Raw genomic sequence first — 21,072 nt, forward strand, 5'->3', positions numbered from 1 at the left:
ATCCGGCCGACGGAGTTTTCGGAGAGACGCCCATGGACGCGAAAACCTGGCCTGTAACCCACAGCGACGCGGAATGGCGGAAAATCCTGACGCCAGAGCAATTTCAGGTCATGCGCCGCCACGGCACAGAGGCGCCGGGAAGCTGCGCGCTCAACCATGAAAAACGCGCCGGCGTGTTCTCCTGCGCCGGCTGCGGCCAGAAGCTGTTCGCCTCGGGCCGAAAATTCGAGAGCGGCACCGGCTGGCCGAGCTTCAACGACCCGCTCCCCGGCGCGCTCGAAACGAGCGAGGACGCAAGCTACGGGATGCGCCGCACCGAGGTCCATTGCAGCCGCTGCGGCAGCCATCTCGGCCATGTCTTCCCGGACGGGCCGCCGCCGACGGGCCTGCGCTACTGCATCAACGGCGTCGCGATGGATTTCGAGCCCGAACCTTAACGCGTTGAACCCTAAGGAATATACACCGCGTCGATCACCTTGAGCTGGTCGCCCATCGGGTCGGCCTCCAGCCGCACAACCTCGGCCATCAGCCGGTCGCGGAACTTGTAGGCGCGCCGCCAGCCGTCCTCGCTCGTCGGCGGCCATGGCGTGAAGGTCTTCTTGTCGACCATCAGCGCCTCGCAGCGCAGGCGCGGACCGGTGATGTTGCGCGCGATGATGTACATGGGCGGTCGTCCTCGCCCCTTCCGCGCGCCTCGGCGCGCCGTCTCCGAAGGTAAATCCAAAGTTCCCGCGCGACAACCTTGGATGAGCGCGCGCGGCGGTTCCGCCGACGCCGAAAATCCTCTATTGGGCGAGGCTGAAGTTTGTTGCGGAGAGCGAAATGGCGCAGATCGACGGCCCGCGCCTTGCGGCCAGATCCCGGAAGACGAAGCAGCTCATCGTCTTCCTGCACGGCTTTGGGGCGAACGGCGACGACCTCATCGCGCTCGGCCGGCAATGGCAGCCCTTCATGCCGGACGCGGCCTTCGTCTCGCCGAACGCGCCGGAGGCCTGCGTGCAGGCGCCGGGCGGACGGCAATGGTTCGGCCTCACCATGCGCGACCCGAACGAGCGCTGGGCCGGCGTCAACAAGGCGGCGCCGGCGCTCGACGCCTTCCTCGACGCCGAACTCGAGCGGCATGGGCTCGACGATTCGAAGCTCGCCCTCGTCGGCTTCAGCCAGGGAACGATGATGGCGCTGCATGTCGGACTGCGCCGCGCCCGGGCGCCGGCGGCGCTGCTCGGCTATTCCGGCGAGCTCGTCGGGCCGGAGCATCTTGAGGAGCTCGCAGCGCGGAAGACCGGAAAGACGCCGCCGATCCTGCTCGTCCATGGCGGCGAGGACGAGGTGATCCCGCCCGAAGCGCTGTTCATGTCGGCCGAGGCGCTGGCCGGCGCGAACATGCCATGCCAATGGCATTTCTCGCCGGCGCTCGGCCACGGCATCGACGCCTCCGGCCTGCGCCACGGCGGCCTCTTCCTCGCGGGCGCCATGAGGATCAGGATCGACCCGGCGCTGCGCGCGAAGATGTGAACGCGCGCGGACGCGCCGGACTTGCGTCACGCCGGCTGGCGCGCAGGCGCGCGGCCGGAGCGACGCCGACGGGCTCGGCCGCCGGGGCGAACTGCCCGAGCGCGTCCTGCGCGCGCTCGACCGACGCCACCGGCCGGTAGAGCTGCTTCGTCGCCTCGACGATCAGCACGCCGGCGCCCGGCAGGCTGAAGAAAGCGGCGATTTTCTCGAAGCTCGCGCCGAGCCGCAGCAGCGCGCGGCTGCGGAACGGGGGCGCGTAGAGCGCCTCGTCCCATGAGGTCGGCTCGAACAGCGTGTCGCGCATCAACTCGCGCAGTTGCGCGCGCGAAAAGGGCTGGCCATGGCCGAACGGCGTGCTCTCGAGCCGCGCCCAGAGGCCGGAGCGGCTCGGCGCGACGATCAGCACCCGGCCGTTGGGCGCCAGCACGCGCCAGATCTCGGCGAGCAGCTCGCGCTGGCGCGCGTCGGTCTCGAGGCCGTGGACGACGATCGCCCGGTCGATCGAGGAGTCGGGCAGGGGCGTGCGGGTCGGCTCGACGAGGGCGCAGGCGCAGAGGCCCTCGACCGGCCAGCGCACGACGCCCTGGCGCGCCGGCATGAAGGAGAGGACGCGCACCGCCTCCTCGCGGAAGACGTCGAGATAGGGCGTCGCGAAGCCGACCCCGAGCACCGAATAGCCGACGCAGTTGGAGAAGCGCCGCCGCGCGATCCGCGCGATCAGGCGACGCGCCAGCTCGCCCTGAGGGGAGGAGTAGAAACGGCGCAGGTCAGTGACGTCGAGCATCGGCGCGGACGGCTTTCACGAGGCTGAAGCAAGCGCATATCGCAGCCCGGACGAATAGGCCAGAGCCGGTCGCTGGAACGCAGGCCCGCGGGGGCTGGAGTTCGAGCCGCCCGCCGTGCCAAGATCGCCGCGCGCAAGGGAGGCGCGCCATGGCCGTGCATATCCACCAGTTCCTCTGCCTCAAAGACAATTTCGGCGTGCTCGTCCACGATCCCGAAACACGCTCGACGGCGGCGATCGACGCGCCCGACGCCGCGCCGATCCTCGCCGCGCTCAAGGCGCGGGACTGGATCCTGACGGAGATCCTCCTCACCCATCATCACGCCGACCACGTGCAGGGCGCGCCGGGCCTCAAGGCCGCCTTCCCGCGCGCGCGGGTCGTCGGCCCACGCAAGGAGGCCGACAGGATCGCGGGCCTTGAAACGCTCGTGTCCGAGGGCGACGTCGCGCGGGTCGGGGCGCTGGAGGCGGTGGTCATGGAGGTTCCCGGCCACACCAGCGGCCATGTCGCCTACTGGTTCGAGGCGGAGGACGTCGCCTTCGCCGGCGACACGCTTTTCGCGCTCGGCTGCGGGCGCGCCTTCGAGGAGCCGCCGCAGACGCTGCACCACTCGCTGAAGAGGCTCGCCGCGCTGCCGGACGAGACGCAGGTCTATTGCGGCCACGAATACACGCTGGCCAACGCCAGGTTCGCCCTCGCCGTCGATCCCGGCAACGAATTGCTCAAGGAGCGCGCAGCCGAGGTCGCCGCGCGGCGCGAAAAGGGCGAGTTCACCCTGCCGACGACGATCGCCATCGAGCTTGCGACCAATCCGTTCCTGCGCGTCGAGGAGCCGGAGATTCAGGCCGCGCTCGGCATGGTCGGCGCCGACCCGGCGGACGTCTTCGCCGCGCTGCGCGAGCGCAAGAACCGGTCGTGAGCGCCAAGAGCGCAAAAAGCGTCAAGAAAGCCGAGGACGCGATCGCGCCGCCGCGTCCCGAACGGGCCTGGCGCCGCGAGAGGTTCTAGGATCCGGCCCTCGACGTCGCGAGGCGTGCGGCGTCGAGCCACATCCATTCCCGCCGCGCGCGGACGAGCGCCCGCGCTGGCGCAAGATCGACGCGGCGCAGGTCCGACGCTTCTACGCCGGCGCGCCGCAGAAGCTCGCGCCGTCGCTGGAGAAACGCGCGAGAATCGCCGTCGCCTTGGCGCGAGTCGCGCCTCACCCCTTCGAGGCGAGGCCCTCGATCTTCTTCTGCATCTCCTCGATCTGCCGTTTCATGTCCTCGAGGTCGTTGCGCGCCGGGGCGGGGGCGGGCGGCTCCTCCTGCGGCTGCGGCGCGAGCGGCGTCCCGAACGGGCTGAACATGCTGAGCGCCTGATTGAACAGGGCCATGTTCTTGCGCGCCTGCTCCTCAAGGGAGGCGAAGCCCGGCCCGGCCATGCCGCTCGCCATCTTGTCGCGGAACTTGCCCTGCTCGCTCGTCAGCTTGTCGATGGAGAACTCAAGGTAGCTCGGCACCAGCATCTGCATGCTGTCGCCGTAGAAACGGATGAGCTGCCGCAGGAAGGCGATCGGCAGGAGGCTCTGGCCGCCCTTGCCCTCCTGCTCGAAGATGATCTGCGTCAGCACCGAGCGGGTGATGTCCTCGCCGCTCTTGGCGTCGAACACCACGAAATCCTCGCCCTTCTTGACCATGCAGGCGAGGTCCTCAAGCGTCACATAGGCGCTGGTGCCGGTGTTATAGAGCCGCCTGTTGGCGTATTTCTTGATGGTGATTGGTTGATTCTGGCTGGCCATGGTCGATCGCCCGTCTGCGGAGGTCGCCAAATTAGCGATGTGCGCCATCTGCTTCCTCCCATCGTCCCGCAGCGCGGGAGTTTTCGACCCGCGATTTCATCTCGCGCATGATTCGACCAAGAGCGTGCATGCAACAGCGACCGTCGGTCAAGCCTCGCGTCGGCCCCGTCCCGCGACGCGCAGGGAAAGCCACGCTCTTGCACAATATGACTTTTGGCAGAGCAAAAGAATCATTTTCTCGCTCGAATTTTCTTCCCTTCGCCGCAGCCTCCGCGATAAACATCGGCGGACGCTGCAGCGACGCGGCACGGGCCGACAAGAGCCGACGCCCGGCGCTGGCCGCAGCCAAGGAGGAAAGCATCTATGACCGACATCGTCATTGTGAGCGCGGCGCGCACCGCCGTGGGCTCGTTCAACGGCGCCTTCGCGTCCGTTCCGGCCCATGATCTCGGCGCCGCCGTCATCAAGGGGGCGCTCGGCCGCGCCAAGGTCGACGCCGGCGACGTCGACGAAGTGATTCTCGGCCAGGTGCTGACCGCCGGCCAGGGCCAGAATCCGGCTCGCCAGGCGGCCATGAAGGCGGGCGTGCCGCAGGAGCGCACCGCTTTCGGCGTCAACCAGCTGTGCGGCTCCGGCCTGCGCGCCGTGGCTCTCGGCCTGCAGCAGATCAGGAACGGCGACGCCGCCATCGTCGTCGCCGGCGGCCAGGAAAGCATGTCGCAGGCGCAGCATTCCGCCTATCTGCGCTCCGGCGTGAAGATGGGCGAGCTCAAGCTCGGCGACACGATGCTGACCGACGGCCTGACCGACGCCTTCGCCCGCTACCACATGGGACAGACGGCGGAGAACATCGCCGCCAAATGGCAGCTCAGCCGCGACGAGCAGGACCGCTTCGCCGTCGGCTCGCAGAATCGCGCCGAGGCCGCGCAGAAATCCGGTCGCTTCGACGACGAGATCATTCCCTACACCATCTCGTCGAGGAAGGGCGACGTCGTCGTCGACAAGGACGAGTTCATCCGTCATGGCGCGACGCTCGAGGCGCTGGCCAAGCTGAAGCCCGCTTTCTCCAAGGAAGGCTCCGTCACCGCGGGCAACGCCTCCGGCATCAACGACGGCGCCGCGGCCGTGGTGCTGATGAGCGCGGACGAGGCGAAGAAGCGCGGCCTCGAGCCGCTCGCGCGCGTCGTCTCGTGGGCGACGGCGGGCGTCGATCCGGCGATCATGGGCACGGGACCCATTCCCGCGTCGCGCAGGGCGCTTGAGAAGGCCGGCTGGAAAGTTTCGGACCTCGACCTCATCGAGGCCAACGAGGCCTTCGCCGCCCAGTCGCTCGCCGTCTGCAAGGATCTCGCGCTCGACCCCGCGAAGGTCAACGTCAACGGCGGCGCCATCGCCATCGGCCATCCGATCGGCGCCTCCGGCGCCCGCGTGCTGGTGACGCTGCTCTATGAGCTGAAGCGCCGCGACGCCAAGAAGGGCCTCGCCACGCTGTGCATCGGCGGCGGCATGGGCATCGCGCTGACCGTCGAGCGCTAAAAGACGCGCGTCCGGCGGCGGCGCGAGGGCGCCGCCGCCCGGCGTTTCCAGGAATATTACGCGACAACAACGGCCGAATGCCGGGTTCAGGGGAGGTGAAAAATGGCGCGAGTGGCAGTGGTCAGCGGCGGAACGCGGGGCATCGGCGCTGCGATCAGCAAGGCGTTGAAGGCGGCGGGCTATTCGGTCGCGGCGAATTACGCGGGCAATGACGCCGTCGCCGCCGCGTTCAAGCAGGAGACCGGAATTCCCGTCTACAAATGGGACGTCTCCAACTACAAGCAGTGCGCGGAAGGCCTGAAGCAGGTCGAGAGCGAGGTCGGCCCCGTCGAGGTGCTCGTCAACAACGCCGGCATCACGCGCGACACGGCGTTCCACAAGATGACGCCCGAGCAGTGGTACGAGGTGATCAACACCAACCTCAACTCGCTGTTCAACATGACCCGCCCGGTGATCGACGGCATGCGCGCGCGCGGCTTCGGACGCGTGATCAACATCTCCTCGATCAACGGCCAGAAGGGACAGTTCGGGCAGACGAACTACTCCGCTTCCAAGGCCGGCGACATCGGCTTCACCAAGGCGCTCGCGCAGGAGAACGCGGCCAAGGGAATCACCGTCAACGTCATCTGCCCCGGCTATATCGCCACCGAGATGGTCAAGGCGGTCCCCGAGGAAGTGCTGAAGAAGTCGATCCTGCCGCACATCCCGGTCGGCCGGCTCGGCGAGCCCGAGGAGATCGCCCGCTGCGTGGTGTTCCTCGCGAGCGACGACGCGGGCTTCATCACCGGCTCGACGCTCAGCGCCAACGGCGGCCAGTACCTCGCCTGACCGGCCGCGAAACGTCTCGATCGAAAGGCCGGACGCGCGAGCGTCCGGCCTTTTCGCTTAAAGGTAGAGCTTCGCGCCGCTCTCGATGAATTCGGCGCTCTTTTCCGCCATGCCCTTCTCGCGCTCCATCGCCGCGACCTCGTCGCGCAGGTCCTGCGTGATCTTCATCGAGCAGAACTGCGGTCCGCACATCGAGCAGAAATGCGCGCTCTTGTGCGCGTCCTTGGGCAGCGTCTCATCGTGGAACTGCCGCGCCGTGTCGGGATCGAGCCCGAGGTTGAACTGGTCGTTCCAGCGGAAGTCGAAGCGCGCCCGGGAGAGCGCGTCGTCGCGCAGCTTCGCGGCGGGATGGCCCTTGGCGAGGTCGGCGGCGTGCGCCGCGATCCTGTAGGTGATCACGCCGGTTTTGACGTCGTCGCGGTCGGGCAGCCCGAGATGCTCCTTCGGCGTCACATAGCAGAGCATGGCGCAGCCGAACCAACCGATCATCGCCGCGCCTATGCCCGACGTGATGTGGTCGTAGCCCGGCGCTATGTCGGTCGTCAGCGGGCCCAGCGTGTAGAAGGGCGCCTCGTCGCACTCCTTGAGCTGCTTCTCCATGTTGACCTTGATCTTGTGCATCGGCACATGGCCGGGGCCCTCGATCATCACCTGGCAGCCCTTGGCCCAGGCGATCTTGGTCAGTTCGCCGAGCGTCTCGAGTTCGGCGAACTGCGCGCGGTCGTTGGCGTCGGCGATCGAGCCCGGACGCAGCCCGTCGCCGAGCGAGAAGGAGACGTCGTAGGCGCGCATGACGTCGCAGATCTCGTCGAAGCGCTCGTAGAGGAAGCTCTCCTTGTGGTGGGCGAGACACCAGTGCGCCATGATCGAACCGCCGCGCGAGACGATGCCCGTCGTGCGCTTCGCCGTCAGCGGGATATGCGCGAGGCGCACGCCCGCGTGGATGGTGAAATAGTCGACGCCCTGCTCGGCCTGCTCGATCAGCGTGTCGCGGAAGATCTCGAAGGTGAGCTTCGTCGGGTCGCCGTCGACCTTCTCCAGCGCCTGGTAGATCGGCACCGTGCCGATCGGCACGGGCGAGTTGCGGACGATCCAGTCGCGGATGTTGTGGATGTTGCGCCCCGTCGACAGGTCCATCACCGTGTCGGCGCCCCAGCGGATCGCCCACACCATCTTCTCGACCTCCTCGGCCACCGAGGAGGTGACCGCCGAATTGCCGATGTTGGCGTTGACCTTCACGAGGAAGTTGCGGCCGATGATCATCGGCTCGAGCTCGGGATGGTTGACGTTCGCGGGGATGATCGCGCGCCCGCGGGCGATCTCCTCGCGCACGAACTCCGGCGTGACGAAGGGCGGGATCTCGGCGCCGAAGCTTTCGCCGTCGGCGAGCGCCGCCTGCGCCCCCTCCAGCATCTTCTCGCGGGCGAGATTCTCGCGCGCGGCGACGAAGATCATCTCTTCGGTGACGATCCCGGCGCGGGCGAACTCATATTGCGTGACCATCGCGCCGTCGCGGCCGCGTCGCGGCGAGGCGACGGCGGGGCAGGGCGGGGCGAGCCGGTCGGGCGAGACCGAGCCGTTGTCTTCGGGCTTCACCGCGCGTCCGGCGTAGAATGCGAGCCCCTCGCGGGCGGCGAGCCAGGATTCGCGCAGGCGCGGCAGGCCGGCCGAGAGGTCGATCTCGACTCCCTCCTGCGTATAGGGGCCGGAGGCGTCATACACGCGCACGGGCGGCTCGGCCGCCGAAGGATCGAGCGCGATCTCGCGGAAGGGCACGCGAATGTCGGCGCGGCCGGGCGCCGGAGCATGAATCTTGCGCGAGCCGGAAAGCGGCCCGCAGGTCACGCTCTCTGGCCGAAGCCCCTGGCTTTTGTCATGGATGTTCATCTGCGTTCCTCCGCATGGTCGACGCCGTATGCGCGGAGGACGTCGCGCGGCGCCAAGAGGCGCGCTCGCGCGAAAAGCCGGTCCCTGCGCTGGCATTATCCAGATTCAGGTTCGATGGGTATGATCTCAGCCGCCTGTCCGCGGCACCCCATGGCGATTGTGAAACCTAGCGTGCGGTCAGGGCCGGCGCAAGCGGCGTTTGACGCCACGCGGAACCGTTCCGCGCTGCGAGGCGGCTAGAACCAGGCGTCGGGCAGGATCGGCATGGCGCCGGCGATCAGCGTTTGCGGCGGCGCCTTCAGCTGAAGGTCATAGGAGAGAAGCGCCGGCAGCGTCGCCGCCGGCTCAGGCGTCCCGAGCGGGACCGGCCGCGCCGCGGCGAGGATGATTCGGCCCTGCGCGGACGACGGCGCGGACGCAGCGGCGGCGGGCGCGGGCGCGATCCGCGCGGGCGCCGGGCCTGCGAGGAAAATATCCGGGCAGCCTCCCTTGCGCGCGCAGACGCCGCGCGCGGGCGTCAGGACCTCGTCGAGCCCGGCGTAGGCGAGCGCTTCCGGCCGGCTGACGACGCCAAGATCAGCGCCGAGCTTCATCTGCGCGGCGAAGCTCGGGTTCTGGCCGCCGTCGGCGTAGTTGGTGCGCACGGCGGAAATGCCGAGCGCCACGAGGCGCGCGGCGCGGGCGTCCTCCCGGACGCGACGCGCCTGCGCCAGCGCCTCGAGCTGGGGGTCGGCGTAGGGGCTGAAGGCGTAGCGTCCGCCGGCCGCCTCGACGGACGGCTCCTCTCCGGTCGCCTCGAACCGGTCGGAGCCTTCCTTCAACTGCCGCCAGAAGGCGATGTTCGGGTCGGACCGGTAGCGCGCCATGTTCCAGGCGCTCATGCGGAAGGGAAAAGCCTGGAACTGGAACGCCGCCTGGCCGCCGCGCAGCGCGTCGCGGGCGAGCGCGTAGATATCGGCGACGCCGCGGTCGGTCATGGCGAAGCAGCCGGCCGACGAGCATGTGCCGTGCACCATCACCGCCGAGCCGCCGCCGCCATGGGCGCGGTCGTAGGCGTTGGGATAGCCGACGTCGAAGGAGAGATAATAGGAGGAGTTGGGGTTCAGCTGCCGGGCGGAGACCGTATAGAAGCCCTCCACCGCCTGCCGGTCGCCCTCGCGCCGCTTGGGGCCGAGCGCGCCGGACCAGCGGCAGATCGGGAAGGTCTTGAGCAGCGCGTAGCGTCCGTCGGCGCCGCGCTTCCAGACCTCGATCTCCGATTCCTTCTTGTAGGCGCGCATCAGGATCGGGGCGGACGGCGACATGCCGCGCGCCTTCATCAGGGCGAGAACGCCGGCGGAGACGGGCGCCTCCGACCTCGGCGCGGCGCGCGCCGGCGCAAGACATGCGGCCGTAACCAAGGCGGCGAGCGCCGCGGCGCGCCCGCAGGCGCTGAGCCCGCGCGTCTTCTTGCGCATGCATTCCCCCGGTCGCCTGCGGCCCAGCGCCCCCGCGCGACGACTGAAGCTCGACCAGATTTGCGGCGGCATTGCGGAGGCGCGGCGAGCTTTGCGCGTCCAGGCTTGCGTTTTTGTTAAGATCGGGCGCGCGCCGTCCTTGCTTAAGTCCGAGCCAGCGTGCTCAAAAGATCTCTTTCTTTCTCGCAGGCGGGTTCAGGAATTGCTGTCAGCACTTGCGTCGCATCTGGCGATGATCGCAGGCGTCGCGTTGACCGTGGTCATCACGCCGAAGCTCCTGCGCCAGCGCCGCTCGGCTACGAGCACGACCGCCTGGCTGCTCGCCATCCTGCTGGTCCCCTGGGTTGGGCTGCCCGCCTATCTCCTGTTCGGCGGACGCAAGATCAAGGGCGACCCGCTTGAGAAGCCGTCGCTGGCGACGGGACCGAAGCCGGAACTGCGCCCCGCGCAGCAGGGCGCCGATTTACTGCTGCAAAGCTACGGCCTGCCTCCGGCGCGTCCCGGCAACCGCGTCGCGCTTTGCGCCGACGGGGAGGACATCTACCGCCGCTTCCTGGAGACGATCGAGGGCGCCGAGCGACGCATCCATATGGCGAGCTTCATCCTGCATCCCGACGCGGTCGGCAGGCGAATCATCGAGGCGCTCGCCCAGCGCGCGCGCTGCGGCGTCGAGGTGCGCCTGCTGCTCGACGGATTCGGCTCGTTCGGGATCTCGAAGCGCGACCTCGACCCGCTCCAGCGCGCCGGCGGAGAGACGGCCTTCTTCCTGCCGGTGCGTCTGCGGACGGTGACGCGGACCAATCTGCGCAACCACCGCAAGATGCTCATCGCCGACGACCTTCGCGCGGTGGCCGGCGGCGCGAACGTCGCCTGCGACTACATGGGGCCCCCTTCGGCCCCGGCGCGCTGGCGCGACCTCTCCTTCCTGATCGAGGGGCCGGCGGTCGCCGACTACGCCGACGTCTTCGCCGCCGACTGGCGCTTCGCGACCGGACGCGAAGTCTCGCGCGCCGCGCCTGCGCAGCCGGTCGGCGAGGCGGTCGCGCAGATCGCCGCCTCCGGGCCGGACGTGCCGGGCGATCCGGTGTACGCCGCGATCGTTTCGGCCTCCTACGCCGCGCGTCGGAGGCTGTGGGTCGTCACGCCCTATTTCATCCCGCCCGATCCGCTGGCGGAGGCGCTGGCGCTCGCCGCCCATCGCGGCGTCGACGTGCGCGTCTATGTGCCCGACCCTTCGAACCATCCGATCGCCGACCTCGCCCGCGGGCAGGCGCTGCGCGATGCGGCGGCGGCGGGCGTTCATGTGATCCGCTTCGTCGGCGGCATGGTGCACGCGAAGATCTTCATCGCCGACGACGGCCTCGCCATGGTCGGCTCGGTCAACCTCGATCCGCGCAGCCTGTTCCTCAATTTCGAGGTCAACGCCGTATTCTACGGCGCGCCGGAGATCGCCGCCGTCGTCAACTGGATCGAGACGCTGAAGGACCGCACGGAGAAAGGGGTTCCTCCCGTCTCCAACCTGCGCGACGCGGTCGAGGGCGCGGCGCGCCTGCTCGACCCATTATTGTAACATAGCTTGCAGTCTTATACGAGAAACGGGGGAATTTCATTCCGAAGGAGAGTTTGCAGTGATTGAATTTGAACGTGCTGAAACGCTTTCATTGAAGTCTCATCCTGAAATCATCGAGAAATGGGTGCAAGATCTTATCGCAGATGACCCATCTATACTCGGCCTCGGAGATCTTGAGTTGCGTCAAAAAGAGCGGATTCAGCCAAGGGCGGGACGACTAGATTTGCTACTCCAAGATCCTGTTACAAAAAGACGCTATGAGGTAGAGTTGCAATTGGGGGCGACGGATGAAACGCACATCATAAGGACAATCGAATACTGGGATATCGAGCGTAAACGATATCCGCAATATGATCATTGTGCTGTTCTCATCGCGGAAGATATCACAAGCCGATTTCTCAGTGTAATTTCTTTGTTTAATGGGTCGATACCGTTAGTTGCGATCCAACTTCGAGCTTTGAGGGTAGCTGGAAAACTCACGTTAGTCTTCACAAAGGTGTTTGACGAATTGACCCGCGGGCTTGTCGATGAAGATGAAGAAGCTGAAGCGTCTCCAGCTGATCGAGCGTACTGGGAGACCAAGGCGTCTAAGAGCACCTTGACTGGTGTGGACGACTTGATGAAAATTGTAAAATCATTTAACGAAAATCTCGAACCAAAATATAATAAATATTATATAGGTATAGGAAAAGACGGCTCTCCATTCAATTTTGTTTCGTTTCGCCCAAAAAAATCTTCAATAACTCTCGAGATTAAATTACCTCAATCCGACGATATAGATGAAAATATCGAGCAGGCTGGTCTTGTTCAACTAGTATATAATGCGCAATGGGGGTTGTATCAGCTTCGGCTCACGTTGGTCGATGTCAAAAGTAAAAAGGATGTTCTGAGCGAACTTATGCGGTTGGCGTATGAGCGACGCTCTCAGCTTTAGAACACGTTCAATGTTTTCCGGATCGCGAAGGCGCTCGCCGAGGTGGCGCCTGCTCGACCCGCTGCTTTGAAACCTCCGCGTCGTCAGGGCGCGGGGAAGGCGAGGGCGGGAGGGGCAGCGAGCGGCTTCAGCGGCGCGATGCGCAGAGCCTTGGCGTCGAGGTCGAAGCTCATCAGGTCGATCTGGCGCAGCGTCTGGTCGAAGTAGGTCTTGACGTAATATTTGCGCGCCCTGAGATCGGCGATCGCCGTCCATTGCGTCGTCTCGCGCGGCGAGCCCTTCGCCCGGTCGCGGACGAAGCCGTCCGGAATGTCGAAATTATTCGCGACATGCTCGGCGACGAGCACCGTCGCCGGTCCGTCCGCGCCGGGCTCGGCCGACATGGCGAAGCCGAGGACGCGAATGAAGCGCGAGGGCGGCGTCACGTCGCCTGGAACGCCGAGCAGGCCCGAGCCTTCGCCGATCGGCGCGAAGGTCTCGCCGTTGATCACGAGCGGCGGCGCCGCGACCGGCGAAAGCTTCAGATAATTGCGCAGATTGGTGAGATGCCAGTCGAAGGTCGGCGAATTGGTGAGGACGCCGAGCGGATTGTCGTGCAGCTTCAGCGTTCCGTCGACCGGCTCGACGACGAGCGAGGCGCCGCTCGCATCGTGAATGGTGAAATGCAGCGGCAGGACGAAGTTCAGCCCCGGCGTCGACAGGCCGGCGATCTCGACGGTCTTGAGCGCCTCCTTGACCTCGGCGACCGTCGAGAAATTCGACAGGAGCCAGCTCGCGACCTCCCAGGGGGCGAGCGCGCTCGCGGCGTTTTGCGGCGTCGCCGCGGCGTAGCCGGCGAAGCCCGGCAGATAGAGCGATCCGACCGCGAGGCCCTTCTCGTTCAGCCCGTCCGAGACATAGGGCATGCCGAGGCTCATGACGCCGACATAGGCGTTGCGCACGCGCCATTTCGGGCCTGGGCCGCCGTTCGGCCGCACGGCGACATATTCGTAGCCGCGCGGGGCGACGAGGACAGCCGATTCGAGGTCGAGCCCATACTCCATGGTGCGCCCATAGACGGGCGCGCCGTCGCGCGCTTTCAAGAGGAAGCTGGTGCAGGCCTGCGAGGGCGCCGCCGAGACGCTCGCCAGCATGACGGCCGCGATCGTTCTGGAAATCCTGGACCTGCTCCTCATCGTCCCCTCTCGTCCTTGACCGCGGCATTCCGCCATGCCTCTCTTGCGCCGGCCTTGCGCCGGCGCAATTTCTTCTCCCTCGCGGTCGGATCGTCAGACCGTCTCGGCGGACGGGGCCAGCTCGAAGGCGAGCCGGAGCGCGTCGTCGACCGTCTCCAGCCAGAAGAACTCGAGCTTTTCGCGCGCCTGCTCCGGAATGTCGTCGTAGTCGCGGCGGTTGCGCGCCGGCAACAGCACCCTTTTGATGCCGGCGCGCGCGGCGGCGACGACCTTCTCCTTGATCCCGCCGACCGGCAGCACGAGGCCGCGCAGGCTGATCTCGCCGGTCATCGCCGTGTCGTTGCGCACGGTCCTGGCCGTCAGGATCGACGTCAGCGCCACGAACATGGCGACGCCGGCCGAGGGGCCGTCCTTGGGCGTCGCGCCGGCCGGCACGTGGACGTGGATGTCGCTCTTGTCGAAGGCGGCCTGCTCGATCCCGAGCGATTCGGCGCGGCTTTTCAGGAGGCTCAGCGCCGCCTGCACGCTTTCGCGCATCACCTCGCCGAGCTGGCCGGTCAGGATCAGCTTGCCGTGGCCGGGCGTCTTTGTCGCCTCGATGAACAATATGTCGCCGCCGACCGGCGTCCAGGCGAGGCCGGTGGCGACGCCCGGCGTCGAGACGCGCATCGCGACCTCATCCTCGAAGCGCGGCGCGCCGAGAATTTCTGGAAGGTCCGCGCGCGTCACGCGGACGTCCCTGGCCGAGCCATCGGCGACGCGCACCGCGACATGGCGCAGGACGCGGCCGATCTCGCGCTCGAGGTTGCGCACGCCCGCCTCGCGCGTGTAGCCGCGGATGATCTCGTTCAGCGCGTCGTCGTCGATCTGCGTCTGCTCCGGGCTGAGCCCATTCGCCTCGAGCTGGCGGCGCAGCAGGTAGCGCCTGGCGATTTCGAGCTTCTCCTCGTCGGTGTAGCCGGCGAGCGAAATGATCTCCATGCGGTCGCGCAGCGGCCCCGGAATGGTCTCGATCTGGTTCGCCGTGGCGATGAACACGATGCGCGACAGGTCGAAGGGCAGGGCGAGGTAATTGTCGCGGAAGGTCGAGTTCTGCTCGGGGTCGAGCACCTCGAGCATCGCCGAGAAGGGATCGCCATGCGCGCCGGCGCCTATCTTGTCGATCTCGTCGAGCATCATCACGCAGTCGCGCGCGCCGGCCTTGCGGATCGCCTGGATGATGTCGCCGGGCAGCGCCCCGACATAGGTGCGCCGGTGGCCGCGGATCTCGGCTTCGTCGTGCACGCCCCCCAGGCTCACGCGCACGAACTTGCGCCCCATGGCCTTGGCGATCGACTGGCCGAGCGAAGTCTTGCCGACGCCGGGCGGCCCGAGGAAGCACAGAATCGGCGCCTTGCCCTGCGGCGCGAGTTTTCGCACGGCGAGATACTCGATGATGCGGCGCTTGATCTTCTCGAGGCCGAAATGATCGTCGTCGAGGATGCGGCGGGCCTCGGCGATGTCGATCTCGCGCTCCTGCGGCAGCGCCCAGGGCAGCTCGATCAGCCAGTCGACATAGGTGCGGATCATGCCGTATTCGGCCGAGGCGTCGGGCATGCGCTCGAGCCGCTTCAGCTCCTTGCGCGCCGCCTCCTCGACCTCCCTGGGCATCTGCGCCTTTTCGATCTGCTCCGACAGCTCGGCGATCTCCTGCGCCTTGCCGTCGCCCTCGCCGAGCTGGCGCTGGATCGAGGCCATCTGCTCGCGCAGCAGCATCTCGCGCTGGCGCTCGTCGAGCGAGGCCCTGGTCTGGCGGCTGATCTCCTCGCGCAGGCGCAGCACCTCGAGCCGCTGGGCGAGGATCGCCGAGACGAGCTCCATGCGCGCCTTGACGTCGACTGTCTCCAGAATGTCCTGCTTCTGCTCGGGGCTCGCCTCGATGTAGGCGCCGACGAGGTCGGCGAGCGCGCCGGGGTTCGGCGCGCCGGCGACGGCGGCGAGGAGCTCCGGCGGCGTCTGCGGGGTGAGCTGCAGCGCCTCGGTCGCCTGCGCCTTGAGATGGTCGAAACGCGCCTCGATGTCCGGCGTGCGCTCGTCGAGCTCCTCGATGAGCCGCACCCGGGCGGCGAGATAGGGCTCGGCGCGCGTGAACTCCTCGACGAAGAAGCGCTGCTCGCCCTGGCAGATGAGATGGTGGCCGCCGTCGGGCGTCGTGACGTAGCGCACGATGTTGGCGACGACGCCGAAGCGGTGCATGTTGAGCGGGTCGACCTCCTCCTTCCCGGAGTCGCGCTGCATCAGCACGCCGATCGGCTTTTGCGCGCGCACAGCCTCCTGCGCCGCGGCGATCGAGGCCGGCCGCTGCACTGTGATCGGCAGCACGACGCCCGGGAACATCACGAAGCGGCGCACGGGCACGACGATCAGCGGCTCATCGGCGGCGGGGGCGGACGCGCCGGCGGGGACCTGCGCCAGCGCCGAATCATCGGCGAAAACCGCGCGCGCCAGGCGCGCCCCGTCGAATCTATGCATTGGCGATCCTTAAGGGTTCAGATCTTGCGCAGGCTGACGACGAGGCAGCCGTTCAGCATCGACGGCGGCGCCACCTCGTAGCGGCCGGGCGGCAGCGGCACGGCGCGCTCGAAGCGCCCTTGAGGAAGCTCCAGGCGGTGGATCGCCGCGGCCCTGACCTGCGGCGGCAGCTGGCGCTCGCCGGCGATGGTGAGCACGCCGTTCTCGATGCGCGCGACGATGTCGGCCGGATCGACGCCGGGCAGGGCGGCGAGCGCCAGCACCTCGTGGTCGGTCTCATAGAGGTCCACGGGCGGCTCCCAGCTCGGCCCGCGGCGGCTGGGCGCGAGGCGGAACAGCTGCCGATGCAGCCGGTCGGCGCGGCTCAGCGCGTCGACGGCGTCGGACAGCATCCAAGCTCGCGCCTCATCGTTCTTCATGCCTGATCCTCCGTCCGGTCCAGTCTTGGGCTGGACCGAGGCTCGCCTGCGTCGCGGCGCGCCGCGACGCGCAATTTTACGACGCCGCCCGGGCCGGCGCAAACGCGGAACGCCTCTGGAGGCGTCGGCGCGCCTCCCTTAAGGTCGCGGCGCCGATCCCATCTCACGGAGGACGCCGCATGAGGACATGGACGTCGAAACTGCGCGCGCTGCTCCTCGCCTTGCTGGCCGCGGCCCAGCCGGCGGCGGCGCAGGCGGAGCGAATCTGGCGCGGACGACTTGGCGAAGCGCAGGCGCTGATCGTAAATTTCGACCGGCCTCTGCGCGCCGCCTTCGTCAACGCCAGCGCGAACGTCCTGCGCGACGACGATCCGTCCTGGCGCGCGCTCGCGGAAAAATACGACGCGGTCATCCTGAACCTGCCGCTCGACTGGAACGTCCAGGACAAGAGCGCGCAAAAGATTCTCGACGCGCTCGCCGCCGGCGCCCGCCGCTTTCCCGAGCGGCCGGAGTTCGCGCATCTTCCCGTCGTGCTGTTCGGCTTCTCGGCTTCCGCCGCCGCCGCGGCGCGGACCGCCTCGAGCCCGCTCCTCTCCAATCCCGACGAGTCCAGGGCGCCGCAGCGCGTGCTGGCCGTCGTCGGCCTCGACGAGATCGACCGGCCGCCCTTCACGCCGCCGTTGTGGACGCCGCATCTCTTCTTGTCCGACCCCGGCGATTTCTATGGCGGCCTGAAAACGAACGTGCAGGACCTGTCGCCGGCGATCTCCCATGACGCCTATGCGAAGGCGCGGGCGCGGGACGGCGCGCCGATCACCGTCGCCGCCCAGCTCGGCCACTGGCACGGCGGGGCGCATTACGCCTACCGCAACAGGGTCGATTATTCCTTCATGGCGCTCTGGCTCGACGAAACGCTCGCCGCGCGCCTGCCGGGCGCGCCGCCGAAGGACGGGCCGGCGCTCCTGCCGAGCTGGCGCAATCACGCCGGCTGGCTCGCCGCCTATGACGTCGAGGGGCCGCAGGCGCCGCGCGCGCCGCTCGGCGGCGACGACGAGCGCATGGCCGCCATCGTCGCCGCCCCGCGCGAAAAATTCGCCGATCCGCGCGATTTCGTCTGGCTGCCGGGCGAGCGCGCGGCGCGCGCCTGGCGCTACTATGTCGAGAACGCCGTCATGCCGCCCGCGCCCGGCGCCCCGCTCGCCGTGCTCGACGCCTTTGTGCGGCCGGGGGGCGACCTCAAGAAAGGCCAGTCCGACCTCAGGCTGAGCGAGCCGGGACGCCCGCCCTGCGGCGAGGGCGCGCTGTTCGTGCTGTTCGACCGGCCGATCACGGCGGGAGAGGCGGCCGTCGAGGGCGGCTTCTCGGCGCGCGGCGCGCCGAAGATCTGGAAGAACGTGATGATCGTCGAGCTCGAGGCCGGCGCGCGGCGCGGGCCGACGCGCTTTTCGCTGCGCAAGGTGACGCCGGAAGGCGGCGGCGAGCCGGCCGATTTCGACCTCTCGGGCGCCTGCCAGTGAATCCGTCGAAGCTTCAAAGTCGAGCGAAGCGCGAAAGCCGGCGCTCACAGCCCAGCCTCTAAAGTTCGTCCATCTTCGACGAACTCGCGCGGGGCGGCCGCCGCGGCGGCGCCCGGGCGACGGGCTATGGGAGCAGGCGATGACGGACATCACGCTCGACGCCGAAAACCTTCGCGCGCCGGCGCTCTTCGGCTCCTCGGGCGCCGCGGCTTCGCGCCGGCCCTGGGACGGACTCCGGCGCAGGCTCTCGCCGCTCCTGCGTCGGGCCGAGCCTGCGCCGGCGCGCTCGCCCTGGGGCGAGGTCGCGGAGGCCGCTCTCCTCGCGCCGGGCCTCCTGTGGTTTCGCGCAGGCCGCCGCGCTGGCTACCGCCTCTCGGCCGCCCGCCAGAGGGCGCTGCCGCATTACCTGCGCAGCCATGACGGCTGGTATGGCGACGCGGTGGAATGGGCGGGCGTCGCCGTCGTCTTTCCGCGCATATTCGACCCGCTGCCCGCAGGCGACGGCGCGCGCTCGCTCTACGACCTCGCCTGCGACACGCTGCGCGACTGGCGCCCCGAGGCCTATGAGGCGTGGTTCCAGACCTCGCTCGACATGGACGAGATCTGGAGCTGCGCGCTGATGCGTTTCCACCGCGAGCACCGGGACGACTGGATCGCCTGCGATCCTCCGCTCGGCGCGCTTTGCGTCGACGCGCGGGGCCGGGCCGCGCTCGCCGCCAGGCCCGGCGGCGATCCGCCCTACGGCGCCTCGCTCGGCCTGCGCCGCGGGCCGACGCGGCGCTTCGCCGCGCCGCTCGACGAGCTTCACGCGCGGCGCGGCCGGCCCTTCCTGATCGACCTCTCCCGCCACGAGGCGCTCGACGCCGAGGAGCAGGAGAGCGACGCGGCGCCTTTCCCGCCGGCGCGAGGCTGGGACGCCGCGGCCGGGTTCCGGGCCGGCGGCCTCTGAGCGCGGGCCGCACGGATTTCAAGCAACGCACCGGAGCTTCTGAACGATCATGGCGAGCCTTGTCGAACCGCGCGTCGAAGGCGCGCGCCTCAGCGCGCTTTCGGCGCCTGTCCTTCGCGGCCTGGCGCAGGCCCTCGACGTCGCGACGCTGTTGTGCGCGGCGCCGCTCGCCGCCGCGCTCGCCGGCGCGTCTTTCGAGGGGTCGACGAGCCTCGCCGGGCTCGCCGGCGCGGCGGCGGGCGCGGCGCTCCTGTCGGCCGAGGACGCCTACGCGCTCGACCGGCTGCGCCGCCTGCGTGCGCAGGCGGGCGCCATTCTCAAGGCCTGCGCGCTCGCCGGCGCGGCGTCGGCGCTCTGCCTTTTTCTCGCCGGGACGGCCGGCGCGGCGCAGCGGCTCTTTCCCTTCGCCCTCACCTTCGCCTCGGCCGGTCTGCTCGCCGTCTCGCGCGCCGGCCTCGCCACGCTGACGCGGCGCTGGACGCGCAGCGGGGTCTTCCGCCGCCGCGTGGCGGTCGTCGCGGTGAGCGACTTCAGCCGCGAGTTCATCCGCCGCCTGCAGGCGGAGCCCGACGCCTTCGAGGTCGTCGGCGTCTACGACGACCGCCTCGCCTCCGGGCGGGCGCCGCGCGTCCACGCCGGCGTCCCGGTGCTCGGCTCCGTCGCCGACCTCCTGCGCGACAGCCGCGAGCGGCGCGTCGACGTGATCGCCGTCGCCCTGCCGCTCGGCGCGGTCGAACGCATCGCGCACATTCTCGGCCAGCTCTCGAGCGCGGTGGCCGACGTGTGCCTGACGACCGACCTCGCCGGACTCGCCTATCAGGGACGCCAGTTCGCCGCGGTCGGGGCCAATCCGGTGATCTCCGTCGGCGAAAACCCGATGAAGGACTGGCGCGCCGTCAAGAAGGCCTGCCTCGACTACGGACTCGGCGCGCTGGCCCTCGTCCTGCTCTCGCCGCTGATGGCCGTCCTCGCGCTCGCCGTGAAGCTCGACAGCCCCGGGCCGGTCCTGTTCCGCCAGCCGCGCCTCGGCTTCAACAACCGGCTGTTCACTTGCTACAAGTTCCGCACCATGCGCGTCGACATGACGGACCTTCTGGCCGACCGCCAGACCGGACGCGACGATCCGCGCGTCACGCGCGTCGGCAAATGGATGCGCCGGCTCAGCCTCGACGAGCTGCCGCAGCTGTTCAACGTCCTCGACGGAAGCATGTCGCTGGTCGGCCCGCGGCCGCACGCGCCGAACACAAAGGCGGCCGACCGCCTGTTCGCCGACGTCGTCAAGCAATACGCCGTGCGCCACAAGGTGAAGCCCGGCGTCACGGGCTGGGCGCAGGTCAACGGCTGGCGCGGCGAGACGGCGACGATCGAGGCGATCGAGAATCGGGTGCGCTGCGATCTCTATTACATCGACAACTGGTCGGCGGCCTTCGACCTCAAGATCATGCTGCTGACGATGGCGCGCGAAATCTTCAGCTCCCGCGCCTATTAGGCCCATTCGTCGAGGCGCAGCCGGCCGAGAGCCTCGCGAGAAGCGCACCGGCGGAGATCGACGCCTCGGCGAGCCGCCCGAGCTGCGCCGCCGCCGTCTGCGCCGCCGCGACGCCTTCCGTCGAAGGCGCCCGCCGCGCGCAGAGCGCCTCCGCGGCGCGCAGGCGCGAGGAGGGGAGCGGCCGGGCGGCGGCGGCCTGACGCTCGAATCGAATCGCCGCCTTCATCGCCCGCCGGCGTCCGGCGCGGCCGGGGCGTCCTGCGCGTCGGCGAACATCTTGGCGATCGCCGTCTCGATCCGGAAACGCTGGAAATCCCCCTGCGCCCAGACGAGCGCGCTCATCAGCGCGGCGGCGCCGATGAAGGCGGCCGCCCAGAACGCCGCCTCGCGCCACTGGCGCAGGCTCGCGAAGGTCGTAACGGAAAGAGTCGCTTCGTCGATCATTACGTCCTCCTCTTCGAAGTTGGAAGCGGGACGACGCGTCGCGCCGGCGTTCCCGCTTCTCGCCGTGAGACAAGCGCCGCTGCGGCGCGCTCCGAGGCGAAGGCTCCTGCGCGTCCGCTGGCGAACGCGCAGGAGCGGAAGTATGAGAACGTGCTTAAAGGAATTTACGAGCTTCTCGTCTCCAGCGCTCGCATCAATGCCTTGGCGACAATCCTCTCAGGCGCCTTGCGCCGGATCTCCAGCCGTCCAAGGCTGGCTCGGCTTCAGCCCTTGCCC

General features: G+C 68.6%; 20 protein-coding genes and 1 riboswitch. Of the genes, 10 read left to right on the forward strand and 10 right to left on the reverse strand.

Features of this window, described 5'->3' with window-relative positions; all coding sequences use genetic code 11:
* Window positions 1-32 precede the first annotated feature (32 nt).
* Complete coding sequence (msrB, locus tag ACE3OG_RS02340) at window positions 33-437, forward strand: peptide-methionine (R)-S-oxide reductase MsrB (protein ID WP_374305724.1); 405 nt, start codon at window positions 33-35, stop codon at window positions 435-437.
* 11 nt (window positions 438-448) lie between these two features.
* Here msrB and ACE3OG_RS02345 read toward each other — a convergent pair whose 3' ends face one another.
* A complete protein-coding gene (locus tag ACE3OG_RS02345; protein WP_374305727.1) occupies window positions 449-664 on the reverse strand; it encodes a hypothetical protein in 216 nt (71 codons plus the stop codon).
* 158 nt (window positions 665-822) lie between these two features.
* Here ACE3OG_RS02345 and ACE3OG_RS02350 point away from each other — a divergent pair, with 158 nt between their 5' ends.
* Window positions 823-1,515, forward strand: a complete 693-nt coding sequence (locus ACE3OG_RS02350) for an alpha/beta hydrolase (RefSeq protein ID WP_374305729.1) — start codon at window positions 823-825, stop codon at window positions 1,513-1,515.
* Here ACE3OG_RS02350 and ACE3OG_RS02355 read toward each other — a convergent pair.
* Entirely contained in the window at window positions 1,481-2,299 is an 819-nt protein-coding gene (locus ACE3OG_RS02355; RefSeq protein WP_374305731.1) for a class I SAM-dependent methyltransferase, read from the reverse strand. The genes ACE3OG_RS02350 and ACE3OG_RS02355 overlap by 35 nt on opposite strands.
* A 149-nt stretch (window positions 2,300-2,448) precedes the next feature.
* On the opposite strand from ACE3OG_RS02355, the gene gloB reads away from it, so the two are divergent.
* Complete coding sequence (gloB, locus tag ACE3OG_RS02360; protein ID WP_374305733.1) at window positions 2,449-3,219, forward strand: hydroxyacylglutathione hydrolase; 771 nt, start codon at window positions 2,449-2,451, stop codon at window positions 3,217-3,219.
* A 282-nt stretch (window positions 3,220-3,501) separates the two neighbouring features.
* On the opposite strand, the gene phaR is transcribed toward gloB, so the two are convergent.
* On the reverse strand, window positions 3,502-4,080 hold the full coding sequence (gene phaR / locus ACE3OG_RS02365) for a polyhydroxyalkanoate synthesis repressor PhaR (RefSeq protein WP_374305735.1): 579 nt from the start codon (window positions 4,078-4,080) through the stop codon (window positions 3,502-3,504).
* A 363-nt stretch (window positions 4,081-4,443) separates the two neighbouring features.
* On the opposite strand from phaR, the gene ACE3OG_RS02370 reads away from it, so the two are divergent.
* Window positions 4,444-5,616 carry an acetyl-CoA C-acetyltransferase gene (locus ACE3OG_RS02370; RefSeq protein WP_374305737.1) on the forward strand — a complete coding sequence of 391 codons (1,173 nt, stop codon included), beginning with the start codon at window positions 4,444-4,446 and terminating at the stop codon, window positions 5,614-5,616.
* Window positions 5,617-5,718: 102 nt separating this feature from the next.
* Window positions 5,719-6,444 (forward strand): beta-ketoacyl-ACP reductase, encoded by a 726-nt coding sequence (locus ACE3OG_RS02375; RefSeq protein WP_374305739.1) that lies wholly within the window; start codon window positions 5,719-5,721, stop codon window positions 6,442-6,444.
* A 57-nt stretch (window positions 6,445-6,501) separates the two neighbouring features.
* On the opposite strand, the gene thiC is transcribed toward ACE3OG_RS02375, so the two are convergent.
* Both thiC and ACE3OG_RS02385 read right to left on the reverse strand, forming a co-directional pair.
* Window positions 6,502-8,331 (reverse strand): phosphomethylpyrimidine synthase ThiC, encoded by a 1,830-nt coding sequence (thiC, locus tag ACE3OG_RS02380; RefSeq protein ID WP_374305742.1) that lies wholly within the window; start codon window positions 8,329-8,331, stop codon window positions 6,502-6,504.
* A 63-nt stretch (window positions 8,332-8,394) separates the two neighbouring features.
* Window positions 8,395-8,492: riboswitch (TPP riboswitch) on the reverse strand.
* A gap of 75 nt (window positions 8,493-8,567) precedes the next feature.
* On the reverse strand, window positions 8,568-9,788 hold the full coding sequence (locus ACE3OG_RS02385; RefSeq protein WP_374305744.1) for a L,D-transpeptidase family protein: 1,221 nt from the start codon (window positions 9,786-9,788) through the stop codon (window positions 8,568-8,570).
* 202 nt (window positions 9,789-9,990) lie between these two features.
* On the opposite strand from ACE3OG_RS02385, the gene ACE3OG_RS02390 reads away from it, so the two are divergent.
* Window positions 9,991-11,358 carry a phospholipase D-like domain-containing protein gene (locus tag ACE3OG_RS02390; RefSeq protein ID WP_374305747.1) on the forward strand — a complete coding sequence of 456 codons (1,368 nt, stop codon included), beginning with the start codon at window positions 9,991-9,993 and terminating at the stop codon, window positions 11,356-11,358.
* 58 nt (window positions 11,359-11,416) lie between these two features.
* Window positions 11,417-12,292: a hypothetical protein gene (locus ACE3OG_RS02395; protein WP_374305749.1), complete on the forward strand. Its 876-nt coding sequence runs from the start codon at window positions 11,417-11,419 to the stop codon at window positions 12,290-12,292.
* Window positions 12,293-12,375: 83 nt separating this feature from the next.
* Here the strand turns inward: ACE3OG_RS02395 and ACE3OG_RS02400 are convergent, their stop codons facing one another.
* The 3 genes from ACE3OG_RS02400 to ACE3OG_RS02410 form a co-directional block, all read right to left on the reverse strand.
* Window positions 12,376-13,467 (reverse strand): linear amide C-N hydrolase, encoded by a 1,092-nt coding sequence (locus ACE3OG_RS02400; RefSeq protein WP_374305752.1) that lies wholly within the window; start codon window positions 13,465-13,467, stop codon window positions 12,376-12,378.
* 93 nt (window positions 13,468-13,560) lie between these two features.
* Window positions 13,561-15,978 (reverse strand): endopeptidase La, encoded by a 2,418-nt coding sequence (gene lon, locus ACE3OG_RS02405; RefSeq protein WP_374305754.1) that lies wholly within the window; start codon window positions 15,976-15,978, stop codon window positions 13,561-13,563.
* 17 nt (window positions 15,979-15,995) lie between these two features.
* Entirely contained in the window at window positions 15,996-16,397 is a 402-nt protein-coding gene (locus tag ACE3OG_RS02410) for an Hsp20/alpha crystallin family protein (RefSeq protein ID WP_374305756.1), read from the reverse strand.
* Between the two features lie 179 nt (window positions 16,398-16,576).
* On the opposite strand from ACE3OG_RS02410, the gene ACE3OG_RS02415 reads away from it, so the two are divergent.
* The 3 genes from ACE3OG_RS02415 to ACE3OG_RS02425 all read left to right on the forward strand — a co-directional run bounded on the left by ACE3OG_RS02415 (window position 16,577) and on the right by ACE3OG_RS02425 (window position 20,352).
* Window positions 16,577-17,914, forward strand: a complete 1,338-nt coding sequence (locus tag ACE3OG_RS02415; protein ID WP_374305758.1) for a hypothetical protein — start codon at window positions 16,577-16,579, stop codon at window positions 17,912-17,914.
* Between the two features lie 139 nt (window positions 17,915-18,053).
* Window positions 18,054-18,863: a hypothetical protein gene (locus tag ACE3OG_RS02420; protein ID WP_374305761.1), complete on the forward strand. Its 810-nt coding sequence runs from the start codon at window positions 18,054-18,056 to the stop codon at window positions 18,861-18,863.
* 49 nt (window positions 18,864-18,912) lie between these two features.
* Window positions 18,913-20,352 carry an undecaprenyl-phosphate glucose phosphotransferase gene (locus ACE3OG_RS02425; RefSeq protein WP_374305763.1) on the forward strand — a complete coding sequence of 480 codons (1,440 nt, stop codon included), beginning with the start codon at window positions 18,913-18,915 and terminating at the stop codon, window positions 20,350-20,352.
* Here ACE3OG_RS02425 and ACE3OG_RS02430 read toward each other — a convergent pair.
* Together ACE3OG_RS02430 and ACE3OG_RS02435 are read right to left on the reverse strand one after the other, a co-directional pair.
* Complete coding sequence (locus tag ACE3OG_RS02430) at window positions 20,333-20,578, reverse strand: hypothetical protein (protein ID WP_374305765.1); 246 nt, start codon at window positions 20,576-20,578, stop codon at window positions 20,333-20,335. The genes ACE3OG_RS02425 and ACE3OG_RS02430 overlap by 20 nt on opposite strands.
* Window positions 20,575-20,796, reverse strand: coding sequence for a hypothetical protein (locus ACE3OG_RS02435; RefSeq protein ID WP_374305768.1), 222 nt, complete (start codon window positions 20,794-20,796; stop codon window positions 20,575-20,577). Before ACE3OG_RS02435 ends, ACE3OG_RS02430 begins: the two co-directional genes overlap by 4 nt.
* Window positions 20,797-21,072 lie beyond the last annotated feature (276 nt).

The sequence above is a fragment of the Methylocella sp. genome, assembly GCF_041905455.1.
Classification (GTDB): domain Bacteria; phylum Pseudomonadota; class Alphaproteobacteria; order Rhizobiales; family Beijerinckiaceae; genus Methylocapsa.